17 protein-coding genes are annotated in these 18,178 nt (G+C 35.3%); 12 read left to right on the top strand and 5 right to left on the bottom strand.

Annotated elements, in window-relative coordinates; all coding sequences use genetic code 11:
* Position 1: 1 nt before the first annotated feature.
* The 3 genes from ACMHJ2_RS07670 to ACMHJ2_RS07660 are packed head-to-tail and all read right to left on the bottom strand — an operon-like array spanning position 2 to position 3,090.
* Entirely contained in the window at positions 2-1,147 is a 1,146-nt protein-coding gene (locus ACMHJ2_RS07670; RefSeq protein WP_413512367.1) for an HlyD family secretion protein, read from the bottom strand.
* Position 1,148: 1 nt separating this feature from the next.
* The gene (locus ACMHJ2_RS07665) at positions 1,149-2,471 is read right to left on the bottom strand and encodes a TolC family protein (RefSeq protein WP_413512366.1); all 1,323 of its coding nucleotides are present in this window, start codon (positions 2,469-2,471) and stop codon (positions 1,149-1,151) included.
* Positions 2,458-3,090: a TetR/AcrR family transcriptional regulator gene (locus ACMHJ2_RS07660; protein ID WP_413512365.1), complete on the bottom strand. Its 633-nt coding sequence runs from the start codon at positions 3,088-3,090 to the stop codon at positions 2,458-2,460. Before ACMHJ2_RS07660 ends, ACMHJ2_RS07665 begins: the two co-directional genes overlap by 14 nt.
* A gap of 309 nt (positions 3,091-3,399) precedes the next feature.
* Here ACMHJ2_RS07660 and ACMHJ2_RS07655 point away from each other — a divergent pair, with 309 nt between their 5' ends.
* From ACMHJ2_RS07655 to ACMHJ2_RS07635, 5 genes are all read left to right on the top strand, one after another.
* Positions 3,400-4,110 carry an FAD-binding oxidoreductase gene (locus ACMHJ2_RS07655; RefSeq protein ID WP_413512364.1) on the top strand — a complete coding sequence of 237 codons (711 nt, stop codon included), beginning with the start codon at positions 3,400-3,402 and terminating at the stop codon, positions 4,108-4,110.
* A 105-nt stretch (positions 4,111-4,215) separates the two neighbouring features.
* Positions 4,216-4,680 (top strand): hypothetical protein, encoded by a 465-nt coding sequence (locus ACMHJ2_RS07650; RefSeq protein ID WP_413512363.1) that lies wholly within the window; start codon positions 4,216-4,218, stop codon positions 4,678-4,680.
* Positions 4,681-4,718: 38 nt separating this feature from the next.
* Positions 4,719-5,564, top strand: coding sequence for a helix-turn-helix domain-containing protein (locus ACMHJ2_RS07645; protein ID WP_413512362.1), 846 nt, complete (start codon positions 4,719-4,721; stop codon positions 5,562-5,564).
* A gap of 92 nt (positions 5,565-5,656) precedes the next feature.
* Positions 5,657-6,307 carry an NAD(P)-dependent oxidoreductase gene (locus tag ACMHJ2_RS07640; RefSeq protein WP_413512361.1) on the top strand — a complete coding sequence of 217 codons (651 nt, stop codon included), beginning with the start codon at positions 5,657-5,659 and terminating at the stop codon, positions 6,305-6,307.
* Between the two features lie 599 nt (positions 6,308-6,906).
* Positions 6,907-8,256: a sigma-54-dependent transcriptional regulator gene (locus ACMHJ2_RS07635; RefSeq protein ID WP_413512360.1), complete on the top strand. Its 1,350-nt coding sequence runs from the start codon at positions 6,907-6,909 to the stop codon at positions 8,254-8,256.
* Positions 8,257-8,373: 117 nt separating this feature from the next.
* Here the strand turns inward: ACMHJ2_RS07635 and ACMHJ2_RS07630 are convergent, their stop codons facing one another.
* Positions 8,374-8,787, bottom strand: a complete 414-nt coding sequence (locus ACMHJ2_RS07630) for a hypothetical protein (RefSeq protein WP_413512359.1) — start codon at positions 8,785-8,787, stop codon at positions 8,374-8,376.
* Positions 8,788-9,319: 532 nt separating this feature from the next.
* Here ACMHJ2_RS07630 and kdpF point away from each other — a divergent pair.
* The 7 genes from kdpF (at position 9,320) to ACMHJ2_RS07595 (ending at position 17,714) form a co-directional block, all read left to right on the top strand.
* A complete protein-coding gene (kdpF, locus tag ACMHJ2_RS07625; RefSeq protein ID WP_413512434.1) occupies positions 9,320-9,397 on the top strand; it encodes a K(+)-transporting ATPase subunit F in 78 nt (25 codons plus the stop codon).
* A 102-nt stretch (positions 9,398-9,499) separates the two neighbouring features.
* Positions 9,500-11,194, top strand: coding sequence for a potassium-transporting ATPase subunit KdpA (gene kdpA, locus ACMHJ2_RS07620; protein WP_413512358.1), 1,695 nt, complete (start codon positions 9,500-9,502; stop codon positions 11,192-11,194).
* A gap of 3 nt (positions 11,195-11,197) precedes the next feature.
* A complete protein-coding gene (gene kdpB, locus ACMHJ2_RS07615; protein WP_413512357.1) occupies positions 11,198-13,213 on the top strand; it encodes a potassium-transporting ATPase subunit KdpB in 2,016 nt (671 codons plus the stop codon).
* Between the two features lie 7 nt (positions 13,214-13,220).
* On the top strand, positions 13,221-13,781 hold the full coding sequence (gene kdpC, locus ACMHJ2_RS07610) for a potassium-transporting ATPase subunit KdpC (RefSeq protein ID WP_413512356.1): 561 nt from the start codon (positions 13,221-13,223) through the stop codon (positions 13,779-13,781).
* 1 nt (position 13,782) lies between these two features.
* On the top strand, positions 13,783-14,874 hold the full coding sequence (locus tag ACMHJ2_RS07605; protein ID WP_413512355.1) for a porin: 1,092 nt from the start codon (positions 13,783-13,785) through the stop codon (positions 14,872-14,874).
* Positions 14,875-16,005 (top strand): sensor protein KdpD, encoded by a 1,131-nt coding sequence (locus ACMHJ2_RS07600; RefSeq protein WP_413512354.1) that lies wholly within the window; start codon positions 14,875-14,877, stop codon positions 16,003-16,005.
* On the top strand, positions 16,002-17,714 hold the full coding sequence (locus ACMHJ2_RS07595) for an ATP-binding protein (RefSeq protein ID WP_413512353.1): 1,713 nt from the start codon (positions 16,002-16,004) through the stop codon (positions 17,712-17,714). The genes ACMHJ2_RS07600 and ACMHJ2_RS07595 overlap by 4 nt, the downstream gene beginning before the upstream one ends.
* A 58-nt stretch (positions 17,715-17,772) precedes the next feature.
* On the opposite strand, the gene ACMHJ2_RS07590 is transcribed toward ACMHJ2_RS07595, so the two are convergent.
* On the bottom strand, positions 17,773-18,132 hold the full coding sequence (locus ACMHJ2_RS07590) for a winged helix-turn-helix transcriptional regulator (RefSeq protein WP_413512352.1): 360 nt from the start codon (positions 18,130-18,132) through the stop codon (positions 17,773-17,775).
* Between the last annotated feature and the right edge of the window lie 46 nt (positions 18,133-18,178).

The following is an 18,178-nucleotide window of genomic DNA, read 5'->3' as shown; positions in this document are numbered from 1 at the left end:
TTTATCTACCGCTCTTAATATTGACATCAATATCCACATTCATTCCTGCTTTTACATGGGTTAGCATTTCATCTTCTGGATGGGTAAATGTAATTTTCACTGGAATTCGCTGTACTGTTTTTACGAAGTTTCCTGAGGCATTATCGGGAGGTAGTAATGCAAATTTAGCTCCTGTAGCTGGAGACATCGAATTGATGATTCCCTCAAATTCGTGTTTTGGAAAAGCATCAACTTTAATCTGTACCGATTGTCCTTCGCGCATGTACTCCATTTGGGTTTCTTTGAAGTTGGCAACCACCCATATTGCATTCTTTTGTACCGTATTAAATAAACCTTGCCCAGGTTGAATGAGTTGGCCAATTTGCAAATTGATTTTTGAAATTTGTCCCTCTTCTTTTGCTGTGATAACGGTATAAGAAAGATACAATTCAGCATTGTCTAAATTGGCTTTGGCTTGATCAACCATGGCTTTTGCTGCATCAATTTGAGAGGTAGAAGCAACGGCTTGTGACTGGCTAACCTTAATTTGTTGAGAAACAGCATTGGCTTGTTTTTCAGCAGCTTTCATCTGCTCCTGCAATACAATCACTTGTTTTTCAGCTGTTTCTTTTGCTGCTAATGCTTGTTCATATTGTTGCTTGGTAATAGATTGACTTTCATATAAACGATGGTATCTCTCATAATCGTTTTGTGCTCTCCATAGTTGTGTTTTTGCCGATTCAATATTTGCTTTAGCTGTTCCAACATTTGCTTGTGCACTAGAAGCACCAGCTTGAGCAGATACAATTGTTGATTCACTTGTATGGTGTCCTGCTTCAGCAATTTTTAACTGACTCAAGGCCGCTTGATAATTCGCTTTTGCCTGTTCCACTTTAATTGCATATTCAGTTTCATCCAAACGAAGTAAAGTATCTCCCTTTTTAATGAGTTGATTGTCTTGAATATAAATAGCTTTAATATACCCTGGCACCTTAGATACAATTGGTGTAATTTTTGACTCTACTTGTGCATCATCCGTAGTTTCATGCGAACGGGAATGTATATACTTGTATATGCCATACCCACCACCAAATAAAACAATAGCGCTTAAAGCAATAATAAATTTTTTATTTAGTGGTTTTTTATATTCGGTATTATTTGTTTCCATCTTATTTTTTTTCTTGTACGTTCTCTATTAATTTACCTGTTTTGTACGCATATTGATATAAGGCTAATGATTCATCTGTTTGGCCTAATACATAATCAATTTGCGCTTGAAGTTGCTGTACATCAGCCTCTAAAAGATGATCTGTATCGGTTAGCCCATTGTCGTATTTATCCTTTACGATGCGATAATTTTCAGTGGCCTGAACGATTGCTTTGGTTAAAACAGCATTTTTCTTTAGCGCTAATTCATACGTATTATACGCTTCTTCAATTTCAACTTTGGCTTGATCTTCAACTAGTTGTATTTGATAATCACTCTCTACTTTTTTCGCTTTCGCTTTGTGTACTTCTGATCTATTTTTGTAAAGCGAAGAGAGGTCATATTTTAAACCAATACCTACACTCGTTGCATTAGTTATATCAATCACCTTGTCTAACTGTAGGGCAGAATAACCTGCTGTTAAACCAATGGAAGGTAGGTAGTTACCTTGTGCAATTCTAATAGCTGATTGTGCAATTTCATCCAATTTTTGTATGCTTTGTACATCCTTACGTGTTGTAATATCTCCCTCTCTTGTTGGAAAAATAGCAATTGGACTTACTTTTTCAGCAACAATAGCTTCTTCCGTAGGAAGATCAAGTAAGACACTTAAACGCAATGAAACATTTTTACGCGTCGTATTGGCTTCTTCTAGGGAGAGTTCAATATTTGATTCTTGCAATTGGGTTCTCAAAAAATCATTGCGCGCAATTAACCCATGGGCTAGGAATTGTTCAAAATCAAGGGTACGTTGATGCGCTCGTTTTAGATTTTCGCGCAATAAATCAATAGATGCTTGCGTTTTGTATAAGGCAAAATAGAGGTTAATCGTTTGATAAACAACATTTTCAGTTGTTGATTCTTCCGTTAATTTAGCTAAAGCATAGTATTGTTTGCTCTGCGTAATGGAGTTTGTAATTTTGAATCCATTAAATAACGGAAGATTAGCTTTAGCTTGACCAATCATCAGGTGATTGGGTTTAACATCAGGCATTTTAGCATCTTCAGATGAAGCGGGTAAGGGTATTTTGAGGTTCATATCTGTACCATCAAAAAGGCGATTGTAACTTCCTGAAAGTTCTAAATCAGGATATCGCATAAGCTGTGTACTACTTACTTGAAGTCTTGAAGCTTCTGTACTGGCTTTTACTTTTTTTATCTCTTTGCCATTTTGCAAACTCAATGTGATTGCTTGTTCAATGCTAAGTGCTTTATGAACAGGTGTTTGAGCGAATGTTTGGCAAATAACAAAGGAAGCAAGTAAAAGATAATTACTTTTGTTCATTGTAACTTAAAATTGATTTAAAGGATTGTACTAAATAAGGGTAAATCTGTTGTTTGATATATAAACTATAGTCTTCGTGATTTTCCGCTCCCCAATATAGAGATAGTGAACGCTCATGTTGGATGACATAGCTAATAATTCCTTGTGTAAAAACAAGCAATGCAATAGGATCTGGTTGGGTTTGAAACAATCCCATTTGATATCCTTCTTTGATAAATCCACCCAGAATAGCTAATATTTCTAACTGAAGGGTTCGAATGGCATCACTCACTATAATTTCCTGATCCTTTTTAGATAAATGCCCCATCAAAACAATATGGAAGGCGGCATTTTGTAATTGAACCGTCAACATATGCTCTGTAAAAGCAATTAATTTATCCATGGGGTTTAGGTTAGCATCACTAGTTATAGATGCTAGCTTTTCGCGTATTCGCGTAAGTCGAATTTCAAAAAGAGCACTAACCAATGCACTTTTTGATCCAAAATAGTAGTTAACCATGGCGACATTTATTCCTGCTGCTTTTGATATGTCGCGAATACTCGTTCCTTCAATTCCTTTTTGAGAGAACAATTCCTCTGCAATTTTTACAATCTCTATCTGCTTATCTGATAACGCCATGATGTACTTATTTTCGATTGCAAAATTAAACAAACGTTTAATTGGTTTTTATTTTTTTGTCATTTTTTTTACAATATTCTGAGGTTAATCCAATCATTACCCTTTTTAATTACATTAAGTTTAATTGTAACTTTTTGATTGACTGATTTTTAGTTGTTTTGGGTATAGTTAAAAATAATCTCTTCATCCCTTTTTATACAAAAAACCTCAATTCATCCAATAGCCTCCTTCGTTAGCGCTTGTTTCGTTTTAGGTTATGCGGTTGCTTTGTTTCAATAAAAAGTACAAACTTTAAAACGGCATAATCGGATGATTTCAACAATACCAAAATGGCTAACTAGTTTATTTGGTCAGGCGCTACAGCCCAATGTAAAAAGTATTGAAATAGATGCTTTAAGCCCTGAGATTAAAAGAATTCGCTTCAAAGGAGATCTTTCCAAGTGGAATATGCAATTGGGGTATGCAAGTGTTATTCGAATAAGTGAAACTGAATTTAGAAATTATACTATTGCCTCTTATGATCAAGTGCAAGGTATATTTGATGTGATTTTTTATATCAATGGCAAGGGAATTGGCAGCCAAAAGATAGGAACCTTGCAAAAAGAAGAGGTTCTTTTTATTTCACCTCCTAGAGGAAAAAGGATGTACGAATCTTCGGTGCACCAACAGGTATTTTTTGGGGATGAAACTTCTTTGGGATTGGCTTATTCTCTTTTTCCGCTTTTAAAACAAAACAACCATCAGTTTCATTTTTATTTTGAATTGAACCCTGCGAACAATCATTTACCAGCTGTATTAGGATTAGATAATTATACAGTTAAAACTAAAGATAAGAATTTGGATACTGAAAAATGGAACCATCTACTTGATTCAAGTACATGGATTGATTGGGAAGAAGCTGCTTTTATTTTGACAGGTAATGCCATTACAATTCAACAACAAAGAAAAATTTTAAAGGAAAGGAAGGCAGGAAAAATTCTCTCGCAAGGTTATTGGGTGGAGGGGAAGAAAGGGGGGTAAATTAGAACCTAATTTAGTCTAAGCCCTTTTCTTATTTTATCTTTAAATGTGTAGTTTATATTATTTAATTCGCTTAATTTTAAGGATTATTTTAACTTTTAAAAGATGAGAAAAACACTTGTTTTACTAACACTATTAATCAGTTTACTTGCTTGCTCTACGGATGACAATACTAAAAGAGTTTATCAAGCTGCTATTCAAGGAACTTGGCAAGAATCAAGCGTCGTTTTTTTAAATGTAAATAATAAAAAATTAGAGGAACGAAAGGCGAGTAATCAAGATGGCTGCGATTTAAATGAGATTGAGTTTAACAATGCAACCTTTTATACGCATAGATTTTATAAATTCGATAGTTATGAATGTAAGAAATCAACACAAAAAAAGGCATATGTTTTAAAAGGTAATACGTTTGAAACTGAATTTGTAAGAGATGATTATATTGAATTAAATGAGTATGAAATAATCCTATCAACTTCAACTAAATTGATTTTAAAAACAACGGTAGATTGGTATTATGGAGGGAAACCTAAAGATGCCTTTTATATGGAAACGACCTATATCAAAAAATAAAGCTTTTAATTTACTACTTGTACTTGGTATGGATAGTTATGAATAGAGAAATCAAAACGTACAACTTTAGCCCTTTGCCTGTTGAAATAGAGGTAAAGGATTTATCTTTTGTCAAAAGTGTGCCTCACATTTTAGGCCAGCCTCATAAAGCTAAGTTTTATCAACTTATTTGGGTAAAAGAAGGTGTTTTTAAAGGGCGTATTGATTTTAAAGACGTTGCAATACACGCCAATGAAGTTCTCTTTATATCCCCAGGGCAGGTTTGTGAGTTTGATGTCTCACAGGCGTATTTGGGTAAATTAGTACTTTTTACAGCTAGTTTTTTTACTCGAACAGAGGAAGATGCCAATTTTTTGTATACCGCCGAAATTTTAAACCCTATAAATAGCAATCACATTGTTCTTATTGAGCCCTGTCTTCTTTCCCCTTTATTTACTTTATTAGAAGAAGAACTAAAAAGAGCAAACACGCATTTTCAAGTGGCTATTGCACAAAATTATTTGCGTATTGTTTTACTCGAAACAGAAAGACATGTACAACCTGCGTATGTGCTAGGTATTAAAAACACAGCTAGAATATTCTATCATGCACTTGAGAAGCATTTTAAAATAAATAAAAACACAAGTTATTATGCTGATTTAATTGGTGTTTCAGAAAAAATATTGACCAAAGAATTGAAGTCTTTAACCGGAAATACACCCAAAGTTTGTATTGATGCCCGTGTTATTCTCGAGGCCAAACGCTTATTGAGCTTTAGTAATTTATCGATGAAAGAAATTGGATTTGAACTCGGCTTTGAGGAACCAACCAATTTTACGAAGTATTTCCGCAAGCATACAAACCTTACTCCAAATGCATTTCGGGATAGTATGCAGCACAAATAAAAGGCGGAGATTTACCCTAATCAGGCGGAGATGTATTAGTTCATTTTTGCTAAGTGAAATTACTTTTGTTCCTATATCTAAACTAAAAAAATATGAAAAATATCGTATTACTAGGAGCTAGTGGATTTGTTGGATCTGCACTTTTAAATGAAGCTTTAAATCGCAATATAAAAGTTACAGCTGTGGTTCGCCACCCAGAAAAGATTACTATTTCAAATGAAAATCTAACACTTGTTCAAGCGGATTTATCCTCGATCGATCAAATTGCAGCGCTAAGTAAAGGCAAAGATGCGGTGCTAAGTGCTTATAATCCTGGATGGACAAGAGCAGATATTTATGAAGAAACATTAAGAGTCTATCCCTTAATTTTGGAAGGTGTAAAAAAAGCCGGAGTAAAACGCTTACTTATTGTAGGAGGCGCGGGTACTTTATTTGTAAAACCAGGGCTTCGCGTGGTTGATTCAGGTGCTATTCCTCAAGAAATACTAGGAGGTGTACAATCATTAGGCGAGTTTTATTTAAATACACTTATTCCAGAAAAGGAGATAGATTGGGTATTTTTCTCTCCAGCAGGTCATCTTGAACCTGGAGAAAGAACAGGTATCTATCGCTTAGGAAAAGATGATTTACTAGTCAATGAAAAAGGAGAAAGTAAAATATCTGTTCAAGATTATGCCAAAGCCCTAATCGATGAATTAGAAACACCTGTGCATCATCAAGAACGCTTTACTATTGGGTATTAATAATTTATTTATGCACTAAAAAGGGGTTAGATAACAAAAATAGACTGCTTGTTTATGGTGGTCTATTTTTGTTAAGCATTTAGGATAAAAGAGTCATAGTAATAAAGATATAAAAAATAAACTGTAAAATAAAGTCTAACTTTACTATATGTTGGTTCATATGCATCATAAAGACTATTTAAAATATCGTTTACTACCCTAAAACCCGCACATACAGTTTCCTCATAAATAATAGTGTTAGTTAACTTATCAATTACTACAATTCTGTACTGTCTTTTGTTATCAGTCCTTTCTACTGAAATAGGTGTTTCAACTTTTTCAGTTGTACGCGCTACTATGACCCCCTAAGAGTAATAGAGAAGCAAGTAAAAGAAATGTTTTTTTCATCATGTTATAGTTTCAATTGGTAGTAGAAAACAACATCAAAAGGAAGATAAATAAAAACAAGTATAACTACCTAAGGCGTCCTTCAAATAGGCCAAAATTTTTTAATTGAATTTTTCAAAAAAGCCCAGGTAAAAGCGTATTGTTTCTACAAATCAATCGAACATTGTTTCAGATTGTTTCATACCTTTAGCGTTCTTAAATGCAATAGAGTTATGGCACAACAAAAAATTCTTGTAGTTGACGATGAAGAAAAGTTAAGAAAATTACTAGCTCGAATAATCGAATTAGAAGGATTTGAGGTTCATCAAGCCCCAGATTTAAAAACAGCTAGTAAAAAGTTAGAACAACTAGAAATTGATTTGGTATTATGTGATGTCAAACTTCCCGATGGCAATGGCGTGGCTTTTGTGGAGCAAGTGAAAGTAAAGTATCCGCTTGTAGAGATTATTTTACTAACGGCTTATGGCAATATACCTGATGGGGTACAAGCCATTAAGAATGGCGCTTTTGATTATATTACAAAGGGCGATGACAACAATAAAATACTCCCTTTATTATATCGAGCGTTAGAACGTGTAGCGCTTAATCGAAGTTTAGCCCAAACGCAGATTGAAGTAGAAACCAAGATAACGGGTTTTGATCAGGTGATTGGTATTTCTGCTATTTTTTTAGCAACCATTCACTTAGCTAAACGGGTAGCACCTACTAATGCAACGGTTTTATTAACAGGTGAAACGGGAACAGGAAAAGAGGTTTTTGCCCAAGCAATCCATCGCGGTAGTACGAGGGCTAAAAACAATTTTGTGGCAGTCAATTGTTCAGCTTTTAGTAAGGAATTATTAGAGAGTGAATTATTTGGTCATAAAGCAGGTTCTTTTACCAATGCGATGAAAGATCAGAAGGGATTATTTGAAGAAGCGCATCAAGGCACTTTATTTTTAGATGAAATAGGAGAGATGCCTATTGAATTACAAGCTAAATTACTACGTGTATTAGAAACAGGTGAATTTTTAAAAATTGGCGAAACACGACCTACCAAAGTTGATGTACGCATTATAGCTGCTACGAATAGAAATTTAGAAAAAGAAATAAAAGAAGGACAATTTAGAGAGGACTTGTATTATCGCATATCCGTATTTGAAATTTATTTACCTGCTTTAAGAGAAAGAATAGAAGATATTCCATTACTAGCGGAACGCTTTAGAAAGCAATTTGCTTTTGAACAAGGAATGTCCATACAAAAAATAACACCTGAGGCTTTAGAAGCAATGAAACTTTATCAGTGGCCGGGTAATATTAGAGAGTTGAGAAATGCGCTAGAGCGCGCTATTATTTTATGTACAACTGCCAGTATAGATCTTTGTGACTTACCTTATGAAGTACAGCAAAAAGCAGCTCCTTTAGGTGGAGGAATCACTGCATTAGATTTAGCTTCAGTGGAAAAACAGCACATTAAGAAAGTACTTGCACACACCAATGGCAATAAAACTAAAACAGCTGAACTCTTAGGAATTGCACTTACTACTTTATACCGCAAAATGACAGAATATGCTATTAATTAAAAATAGTACTCCTTTTTTAGATCAAGTACAACTCAGAGAATGTGATAGAGGAAGGGATTAAATATCATAAATAGAATAGGGAGGACTAAAAAGCCTCCCTATTCTATTTATCTAGGATTAATGAGGATATTTTTTCAAATCGCGTTTTAGTACAGGACTTCCAAATTCTGTTGGAGACAAAGTGAATTTGTTTGATCTACCGTATTCTATTTTTAGTGGTTGACCGATTTGATAGGCATAGTTTATTTGCATGGCCTCTGAAATTCCATAATCTGAGAAAACAATAATTTCCTTAATCATTTTAGATGGAATCAGAAACGCCTCAGAAGTTCCTGTAAAATCACCTAAGTCGATGATCAACTTGCAGAACCCTTCCGCATCATAGTAACCAATTTTTGTATTTGGATATCTTGTATTACCTGCTTCTAGGGTTACTAAGGTTTTGTCGTTCTCACCATCAAATTCGTCGTCACTGCTACTTGAACATCCCAAAAAGGGAAAAAGCAGTAAGATCAATACTAATTTTTTCATGTACTAGGTATATTAGAGATAAAAAATAAATAATACTAAATATTAACGTTTTTTAATTCGATATATATTTAATATTCTATAATAATATTGGGCAAAAATAGTGTTTTTAAAGTAAATATATTTATTATGTACTACATTATTAAGATTCCTAACAAAACACACCCTTTCACTTTGAAAGGCTCCAACAACTGAAACCCTATCATTTTGATAGGGTTTTTTTGTTTAGTGTATTTGGTTTTTGATTTAATTCACTGATTAGTAGTGATTTGTGATTTGTGCCAAAAATTGGTATACCATTCGCTTATACTAAGCAAAAATCACACATAATGAAAACTCAGTATTCTTTACCAAGTAGGCGTAGCACTAGATTACTCCCAAAACTAGAAGTAGCAATATGCTATAACAAACTATCAAACCTAATTTTAAAATTAAATCAATGACAATTTTAGCGTGTATCGTTTTAGGCGTTGTGTGCTTTGTTTTGTTTTACAAAGCCATTCATTTTTTTGATAATCTATAATTCAACAACTCCATGATTTTATTATTAATTATTGCTTTAGCAGTATTTGTCTATCTGTGTTATGTCTTACTTAAACCAGAGGAATTTTAAAGACACCATACAAGATATAGGTGTCATTCTATTAGTCTTTGCGATGGTCTATGGCATCGTGTATCTAATTCATAAAATTTTATTATTAATTGATTAATTAAAATGAATACAGAAATTGTCGGAATCTTGATCACTTTTTTAGTGGCCATTGGAATTTCCATTCCCTTAGGGAAATATATAGCTAAGGTTTATGCGGGGCAATCTACTTTTTTAGACCGTATAATGACTCCTTTAGAAAATTTATTTTACAAGAGCAGTAAAATTAAGTCTGAGGAAGGAATGAATTGGAAACAGCACCTGGTAGCTTTGCTAACAATCAATGCTGTTTGGTTTGTGTTGGGTTTTGTTTTGTTATTAACTCAAGGATCCTTGCCGTTCAATCCAGATAATAATCCAAGTATGTCTCCTGATTTGGCGTTTAATACGATTATTTCCTTTTTAGTAAACTGTAATTTGCAACACTATGCAGGAGAAACAGGGGTAACGTATTTAACTCAGACGTGGTTGATGTTTCTTCAATTTGTCAGTGCCGCAACTGGTATGGCAGCAGCAGCAGTTGTATTTGAAGCGTTTAGGAACAAAACAACAACACTCTTAGGTAACTTTTATGTGTATTTTGTAAAATCAATCACTCGTATTTTATTGCCTTTAAGTATTATCGTATCAGCTATCTTGATTTTTCAAGGTACACCAATGACTTTTGAAGGAAAAGATACCCAAACAACTTTAGAGGGGCAACAAGTAGAAGTATCACGTGGTCCAGCCGCGGCTTTTATTGCCATTAAACACTTAGGAACAAATGGGGGAGGTTTCTTTGGAACAAACTCTGCGCATCCTTTTGAAAATCCTACATATTTAACCAATATGACGGAGATGATTGCTCAGTTAATTATTCCTTTAGCAATGGTATTTGCCTTTGGATATTACATTAATCGCAAGCGTTTCTCTTGGATGATGTTTGGCGTAATGACTCTAGGATTCTTGTGTTTGGCTATACCAAACATTATAATGGAAGCGGGAGGTAACCCTAATATTGCTGCGATGGGCATAGATAATTCTATGGGCGCAATGGAGGGAAAAGAAGTGCGAATAGGGGCTGCTGCTTCTGGTTTTTGGAGTATCGTAACTACAGTTATATCAACGGGTTCTGTAAACTCTATGCACGATAGCTCCATGCCTTTATCTGGAATGAATCAGTTATTAGCCATGATGATTAACTCCTTCTATGGAGGTGTCGGTGTCGGAATTTTGAACTTCTTTGTCTTTATTGTCTTAGCTGTTTTTATTAGTGGATTGATGGTTGGAAGAACACCTGAATTATTTGGTAAAAAAATAGAAGCTAAAGAGATGAAAATAGCCATGATCGTTGCTTTGATTCATCCCTTATTGATATTGAGCAGCACAGCATTGGGTACAGCCTTTCCTGATTTGACTAGAGACACCTTAAACAATCCTTCTTTTCACGGTTTTAGTGAGATCTTGTATGAATACACTTCATCAGCAGCTAATAATGGTAGTGGATTTGAAGGTTTAGGGGATAATACGCCTTGGTGGAACTTCTCAACAGGGATTATTTTATTACTAGGACGCTTTTTACCTATTATTGGGCCACTAGCCTTAGCGGGCTTTTTAGCTCAAAAAAACTATGTCCCCGAAGGTTCTGGTACACTAGCAACGGATACGGTAACATTTGGAACTATCGTGTTAACTGTGATTTTAATCATAGCCGCTTTAGCTTTTTTCCCCGTATTAACTTTAGGTCCAATTGCTGATTATTTTACATTACTAAGTTTATAAAAAATGGCAACTCAAAATAACAATACTCTTTTTCAAAAAGAGGTCGTACTAAAAGCCTTAACGGAGGCTTTCGTTAAGTTAGATCCAAGAACCTTATTCCGCAATCCTGTTATGTTTACAGTAGAGATAGGAACAGCTATTATGCTTGGGGTTTGTATATGGATTTTGTTTGGTGAACAGAGTCAAGGGAGTTTTGGCTATAATTTTGCCATTTTCTTATTGTTGTTTGTAACGCTGTTGTTTGCCAATTTTGCAGAGGCTATTGCCGAAGCAAGAGGAAAGGCTCAAGCAGATAGTTTGCGCAAAACAAGAGAAGAAACGCCTGCTACTTTAGAAAATGGAACACAAGTATCGTCTTCTAGTTTACAAAAAGGAATTGTATATATCTGTGTCGCTGGAGATATAATTCCCGCAGATGGAGAAATTATCGAAGGATTAGCAACTATTGATGAGAGTGCCATTACAGGGGAAAGTGCTCCTGTAATTCGAGAAGCAGGAGGAGATAAAAGTTCTGTTACAGGAGGAACAAAAGTATTATCTGATCGGATCAAAGTACGCGTAACGGCGCAAGCAGGTGAGAGCTTCTTAGATAAGATGATTGCCTTGGTAGAAGGGGCAAATAGACAAAAGTCACCCAATGAAATAGCACTGACTATTTTATTAGCTGGATTTACTTTAGTGTTTACGATTGTGATTATCACATTAAAACCTTTTGCAGATTTTGCTAATGTAAGTCTTACTATTGGAGCTTTAATTTCCTTGTATGTATGCTTAATTCCCACCACCATAGGAGGTTTATTATCCGCTATTGGTATAGCAGGTATGGATAGAGCCTTAAGAGCAAACGTGATTACTAAAAGCGGTAAAGCAGTAGAAACAGCAGGAGATATCGATGTATTACTATTAGATAAAACGGGAACTATAACCATAGGGAACCGCAAGGCAACCAATTTTCATCCTGCCAATGGAGTTGATAAAATGGAGTTGATTAAAGCTGCTGTTTTGAGTTCTTTAAGCGATGATACACCAGAAGGTAAATCAATCATTGAATTGGCTAATGTAGATCCAACGGATTTTACAGTAAATCAGCCCCGGTTCATTTCATTTTCAGCAGAAACAAGAAGTTCAGGTATTGATTATGACGATATACGCATACGCAAAGGAGCCGTAGATGCAATTAAGAATCTATGTGTGAATACAGGGAATGCATTTCCTGCAGAAGTAGCAGAATCTGTGCGAATGATTGCAGAAAATGGTGGAACACCTTTAGTTGTCGCACAAAATGAGCAAGTATTAGGGGTTGTAGAGTTACAAGATATAATTAAACCTGGTATTCAAGAGCGTTTTGCTCGATTGAGAAAGATGGGGATTAAGACCGTTATGGTAACGGGAGATAATCCCATGACAGCTAAGTTTATTGCTACAAAAGCAGGGGTAGATGATTTTATTGCTGAGGCTAAACCGGAAGACAAAATGAACTATATCAAACGCGAGCAAGCAGAAGGTAGATTAGTTGCCATGATGGGTGATGGTACAAATGATGCACCTGCTTTGGCTCAAGCTGATGTTGGTGTAGCCATGAATAGCGGTACTCAAGCAGCGAAGGAAGCAGGAAATATGGTAGACTTAGACAATGATCCAACCAAATTAATTGAGGTAGTGGAAATTGGAAAACAATTACTGATGACCCGCGGTACTTTGACAACTTTTAGTATTGCCAATGACGTAGCAAAATACTTCGCCATTATCCCCGCTTTATTTATTACAGCGATTCCCGCTTTACAAGGACTAAACATAATGAAGCTATACAGTCCTGAGAGTGCTATACTTTCTGCTGTTATTTTCAATGCTATTATTATTCCATTTTTAATACCCTTGGCCTTAAAAGGGGTAGCTTATAAGCCTATTGGAGCAAGTGCACTCTTGCGTCGTAATTTGTTAATTTATGGATTAGGTGGCGTGATTGTACCCTTTATCGGAATCAAATTAATTGACCTTTTTGTCTCACTATTTATGTAATAAACCAATGAAAACAAATCTATTACCCTCGATTATATTAACTATTACTTTACTAGTTTTACTGTGTGTAGCTTATCCTGTACTGATGTGGGGAATTGCTAAACTAACTCCAAATTCAGGAGCTGGATTTACCATAGAAACGGCTCAAGGAAAAAACTATGTAAACCTAGGACAGGCTTTTACTTCAGATCAATATTTTTGGTCTCGTCCCTCTGCGGTAGATTATAATGCTGCAGGTTCAGGTGCTAGCAATAAAGCAACTACGAATGCAGCTTATCTACAAGAAGTACAAAAGCGCTTAGATAATTTTTTAGCTAAAAACCCAACGGTTGCTAAAGAAGATATTCCGGTGGATTTGCTTACCGCTAGTGGTAGTGGTTTGGACCCTAATATTTCAGTTCAAAGTGCACGTGTTCAAATTGCGCGTATTGCTAAAAATAGAGGAATTGAAGCAGGTCGCCTAGAGCAATTGGTAACGGAGCAAACGCAGCAACCGCTATTTGGCATACTAGGACCACAAAAAATAAATGTATTAGAATTGAATCTGGCCTTAGACGCCTTACAATAATATGAAAGAGAGACTATCTTTAGTAGGTGCACTTGTCATCGGTGCACTTGCTCTTTCATCTGTTCAAGCCCAAGAACGCCCATGGACAGATGACTTAAAAGTACAAGCTTATGGTGAGTTATACTATATGTATGACTTGAACCAGCCTAAAAAAGGACAAGTAAACAACTTCCTATATTCTTATAATCGTCATAATGAAGTAAATTTAAACTTCGGTATGGTCAAACTAAATTATGAAAAAGAGCGCCTCCGAGCCAATCTTGCTTTTATGGCTGGAACCTATGTAACTTCTAATTTAGTCAATGAATCCGATGGTTTGAAAAATATATACGAAGCGAATGTTGGAGTAAAGCTATCTCCTACAAAAGAGGTATGGTTAGATGTGGGGATTATGCCGTCGCATATTGGGTTTGAAAGCACAATTGGGGCAGATCTTATGACGATGACACGCAGTATAATGGCAGAGAATTCGCCTTATTTTTCTTCTGCAATAAAATTATCCTACTTAACACCGAATCGCAAATGGATGCTCGCTTTAAATGTCATGAATGGTTGGCAGCGAATTCAGCGTCCTGAGGGGAATTCTACCTTAGCTGTAGGACATCAATTGACGTATACACCTACAAGTAAATGGACCATTAACAGCAGTTCATTTGTTGGTAGTGATACGCCAGATATAGAACGTAAAATGCGATATTTTCACAATTTATACGCCTCCTATCAGTTGCATGAAAATTTCAAAATATTGGCAGGTTTTGATATCGGAGTTCAACAAAAAGAAAAAAATGGACAAGCATACAGCAATTGGTACGCTCCTTTGATTATGGGGCAATATGCTTTATCTGACAAATGGAGGATTGCCGCTAGAGCAGAATATTACTATGATAGAGATGGGGTAATTATTTCTACTGAAACGACCAACGGATTTCAAACATGGGGATATTCTACCAATTTAGACTATCAAATTACACCGGAGGTATTATGGCGTCTTGAAGTGCGGTCTTTAACTAGTAAAGATGCTATCTTTATGAGAAACGACAAAGAAGTAACAGGACAAACCTTTATAGGTAGCAGTCTATCAATTCGATTGTAAATGGAAAGAGAAACTCGTCAAAGTGCAGAAGATTTTTTAGCTCTTATCCGCCGTTCAAAACGCGGGAAGTTTAAGGTTTATATAGGGATGAGTGCTGGAGTAGGTAAAACCTACCGCATGCTTCTGGAAGCAAGAGACTTAAAGCGAAATGGAATAGATGTTAAATTAGGATTTATCGAAACCCATAATCGCAAAGAGACACACGCTTTATTAGAAGGATTATCTATTATACCCAGAAAAGAAGTTTTCTATAAGGGAAAAATGATTGAAGAATTGGATCTAGATGCCATTCTAAAAGATCATCCTGAAATTGTTATTATTGACGAATTAGCTCATTCTAATATTGCAGGCAGTAAAAACGCAAAACGCTGGCAAGATGTAATGGAAATATTAGAGGCAGGTATCAATGTGATATCTGCCCTAAATATTCAACACATCGAAAGCTTGAATAATGCAGTAAAAGAAATTACCTCTATCGATGTAACAGAGCGCGTACCGGATAAAGTATTACAAGAAGCAGATGAAGTAGTCAATATCGATCTTACTTCGGATGATTTAATAGAGCGATTAAAAGAAGGAAAAATATATCCAGCAGATAAAGTACCAGCTGCCTTACAAAATTTTTTCACTTCGGCTAATATTCTTCAATTGCGTGAGTTAGCTTTAAAAGAAGTAGCCTCTCATGTTGAAAACAAGGTGGCTACAGAAGTCAGTATGTCTATTTCGGCTAAGCCCAATCGCTTTATGGCCTGTATCAGTTCCAATGATAAGAATGCGAAAATTGTAATTAGAAAAACGGCCCGCTTAGCGAGTTATTTAAATACCAAATGGTATGTGCTTTATGTACAAACGCCTAAAGAACATCCCAATAAAATTGCCTTAGATAAGCAACGACATTTAATTAATAATTTTAAATTAGCCACTGAATTAGGAGCGGAGATTATTAAAATTGAACATCAAAATACAGCCAAAGCGATTATTGATCAGGTAGAACTGCGACAAATCACTACGATTTGTATCGGAAAACCAAGATTGCGGTTGTATCAAATTATTTTAGCAACGAATGTCTTAAACCAATTGTTGAAGAAACTCACTTCTTTGCCTATTGATATTATAATTTTTTCGAAATGAGAATTAAAACAAAACTAACGTTAGGTCTTGGGTTACTCGTTACTTTAATTGTCTTTTTAGGGGCAATTGCAGCCGTGTATATTCATTTTCTAAAGCTTGATACGCGTAATATCCTTCATGATAATTACAATTCACTTCTATATGCCAAAAGCATGCTACGCGCTTTAGACCTATCGGGAGATAATCGTTTGGCTCAATTCGAGGAACAGCTAAAAAAGCAAGAAGGCAATGCAACTGAAGTAGGGGAACAGGAAATGAATAGCACTTTGCGCACGTATTTCGAAGCCTATATAAATAAAGGACAGCGCCCTGAAGATTTATTGCAAATTAGAGAATGGCTCATTGAAGTCATGGAAATGAATATGCATGCCATTGAGCTTAAAAGTGAATTGGCAAATAAAACCGCTATTCAAGCGACAATATGGATTGCTATTGCGGGAACGGCTTGTTTTATGATTGCCTTGAGCTTGTTTATAAACTTGCCTTCAAACATAGCGGATCCCATTCAGAAATTAACGGCGAGTATTAAACAAATTGCGGCAAGTAATTATAAAGAGCGCGTTTTTTTAGATAAACACGATGAATTTGGTGAATTAGCCCAGTCTTTTAATAGCATGGCTCAAAAGTTAGAAGAATACAATAGTAGTCATTTAGCCAAGTTGATGCGTCAGAAAAAGAGAATTGAGGCTTTAATAAATAATATGTCGGATGTCGTTATTGGTTTAGATGAAACGATGCAGGTTATTTTTGTCAATGAAGAAGCGTGTAAAGTTTTGGGATTAGAGGAACAAGAAATGGTAGGTAAGAGCAGTAAGGATATTGCTATTTACAACGATTTAATGCGTTTATTACTCAAAGAAATCCACAGCGAGCAAATGGATAAAGAATTGCTGAAAATTATTTATAACGACAAGGAAAATTATTTTGATAAACAGTTTTTACACATAGAAATAACTCCAACAGGTGAGGAACATAAAGAATTAGTAGGACATGTAATTATTTTAAAGAATATTACTGAATTTAAAGAATTAGATACGGCTAAAACACATTTTATTGCAACAGTATCGCACGAGTTTAAAACGCCAATAGCATCGATGAAGATGAGTCTTCAACTCTTAAAAAATGAACAAATAGGTCTCCTTAATGAAGAGCAAACTATCTTGATTGACAGTATTCAGGACGATGCAGGAAGACTCTTAAAAATAACGGCTGAATTGCTAAATCTAACGCAAATAGAAAGTGGAAAGATTTCAATGAATATGAAACCTTGTGAAGTAGAGCAAATTGTTCAATATGCAGTGGAGACAAACCATATGCAAGCTGAACGAAAAGAGATTCAGTTAGAAGTTAAACTGCCAGAAACCTTACATACAATTAAAGTTGATGCAGAGAAAACAACGTGGGTATTGACTAATTTAATTGCCAATGCTATTAATTATTCTCATGAATCTTCGGTAGTAAAGGTTTGCGTTTCTCAAGATGAACAAGGAACAACAACTATTAAAATTATAGATGACGGTATGGGAATACCTCCTGAATATCTAGGACGGGTATTTGATCGTTATTTTAGGGTGCCTGGAACACATAGGGAAGGCACCGGATTGGGGCTTTCCATAAGTAAAGAGATTATAGAGGCGCAGCAGGGAACTATTCGTGTACATAGCGAATATGGCGTGGGAAGTGAATTTATACTTACTTTTAATAGTTAATATTGATACGATTAAAGGGGAAGATGAATAGTATTTTCTAAACTTTATACTTCTGTTTTTACTTTGTTGTATACCAAGTTTCCAATTCTTCTAATATAGGCAATAACCTAATTCCTTTTTCTGTGAGTTTGTATTCTACACGCGGAGGTATTTCGGCATATACTTCTCGAAGTAATAAACCGTCATTTTCCAAGTCTCTCAATACAGTTGTCAACGTTCCTTGCGCAATGGTATCTAGATTTTTTTTGAGTATACCAAATCGCTTTGGACAATTAACGGCAATGGTTTTGATAATGGATATTTTCCATTTTCCAGTAATTGTTTTTAAAGCTTGTTGAGTAAAATCGTTATTTTCAAAATATTCTAATTTTTTTTCGACCGTAGTGGGCTCATTTTCAGTATTGGTATTGTTTTTCATACGTAGTCTCTTTTTTTTACCTACTTGACTGTAAGCTAGATATCGC

Origin of the sequence: Myroides odoratus (assembly GCF_965118575.1) — a bacterium.
Classification (GTDB): Bacteria; Bacteroidota; Bacteroidia; order Flavobacteriales; family Flavobacteriaceae; genus Flavobacterium; species Flavobacterium odoratum_B.
Note: the sequence above shows the minus strand (reverse complement) of the source record. Positions and strands in the feature narration are given on the sequence as shown.

Excerpts from the sequence above, each read along its gene's own strand:
- ACMHJ2_RS07665 (WP_413512366.1), bottom strand. The coding sequence starts at position 2,471 with ATGAACAAAAGTAATTATCTTTTACTTGCTTCCTTTGTTATTTGCCAA.
- ACMHJ2_RS07645 (WP_413512362.1), top strand. The coding sequence starts at position 4,719 with ATGAATAGAGAAATCAAAACGTACAACTTTAGCCCTTTGCCTGTTGAA.
- kdpC (WP_413512356.1), top strand. The coding sequence starts at position 13,221 with ATGAAAACAAATCTATTACCCTCGATTATATTAACTATTACTTTACTA.
- ACMHJ2_RS07670 (WP_413512367.1), bottom strand. The coding sequence starts at position 1,147 with ATGGAAACAAATAATACCGAATATAAAAAACCACTAAATAAAAAATTT.
- ACMHJ2_RS07630 (WP_413512359.1), bottom strand. The coding sequence starts at position 8,787 with ATGAAAAAATTAGTATTGATCTTACTGCTTTTTCCCTTTTTGGGATGT.
- ACMHJ2_RS07650 (WP_413512363.1), top strand. The coding sequence starts at position 4,216 with ATGAGAAAAACACTTGTTTTACTAACACTATTAATCAGTTTACTTGCT.
- ACMHJ2_RS07595 (WP_413512353.1), top strand. The coding sequence starts at position 16,002 with ATGAGAATTAAAACAAAACTAACGTTAGGTCTTGGGTTACTCGTTACT.
- ACMHJ2_RS07640 (WP_413512361.1), top strand. The coding sequence starts at position 5,657 with ATGAAAAATATCGTATTACTAGGAGCTAGTGGATTTGTTGGATCTGCA.
- ACMHJ2_RS07605 (WP_413512355.1), top strand. The coding sequence starts at position 13,783 with ATGAAAGAGAGACTATCTTTAGTAGGTGCACTTGTCATCGGTGCACTT.
- ACMHJ2_RS07590 (WP_413512352.1), bottom strand. The coding sequence starts at position 18,132 with ATGAAAAACAATACCAATACTGAAAATGAGCCCACTACGGTCGAAAAA.
- ACMHJ2_RS07655 (WP_413512364.1), top strand. The coding sequence starts at position 3,400 with ATGATTTCAACAATACCAAAATGGCTAACTAGTTTATTTGGTCAGGCG.
- ACMHJ2_RS07635 (WP_413512360.1), top strand. The coding sequence starts at position 6,907 with ATGGCACAACAAAAAATTCTTGTAGTTGACGATGAAGAAAAGTTAAGA.
- ACMHJ2_RS07660 (WP_413512365.1), bottom strand. The coding sequence starts at position 3,090 with ATGGCGTTATCAGATAAGCAGATAGAGATTGTAAAAATTGCAGAGGAA.
- ACMHJ2_RS07600 (WP_413512354.1), top strand. The coding sequence starts at position 14,875 with ATGGAAAGAGAAACTCGTCAAAGTGCAGAAGATTTTTTAGCTCTTATC.
- kdpF (WP_413512434.1), top strand. The coding sequence starts at position 9,320 with ATGATTTTATTATTAATTATTGCTTTAGCAGTATTTGTCTATCTGTGT.
- kdpA (WP_413512358.1), top strand. The coding sequence starts at position 9,500 with ATGAATACAGAAATTGTCGGAATCTTGATCACTTTTTTAGTGGCCATT.
- kdpB (WP_413512357.1), top strand. The coding sequence starts at position 11,198 with ATGGCAACTCAAAATAACAATACTCTTTTTCAAAAAGAGGTCGTACTA.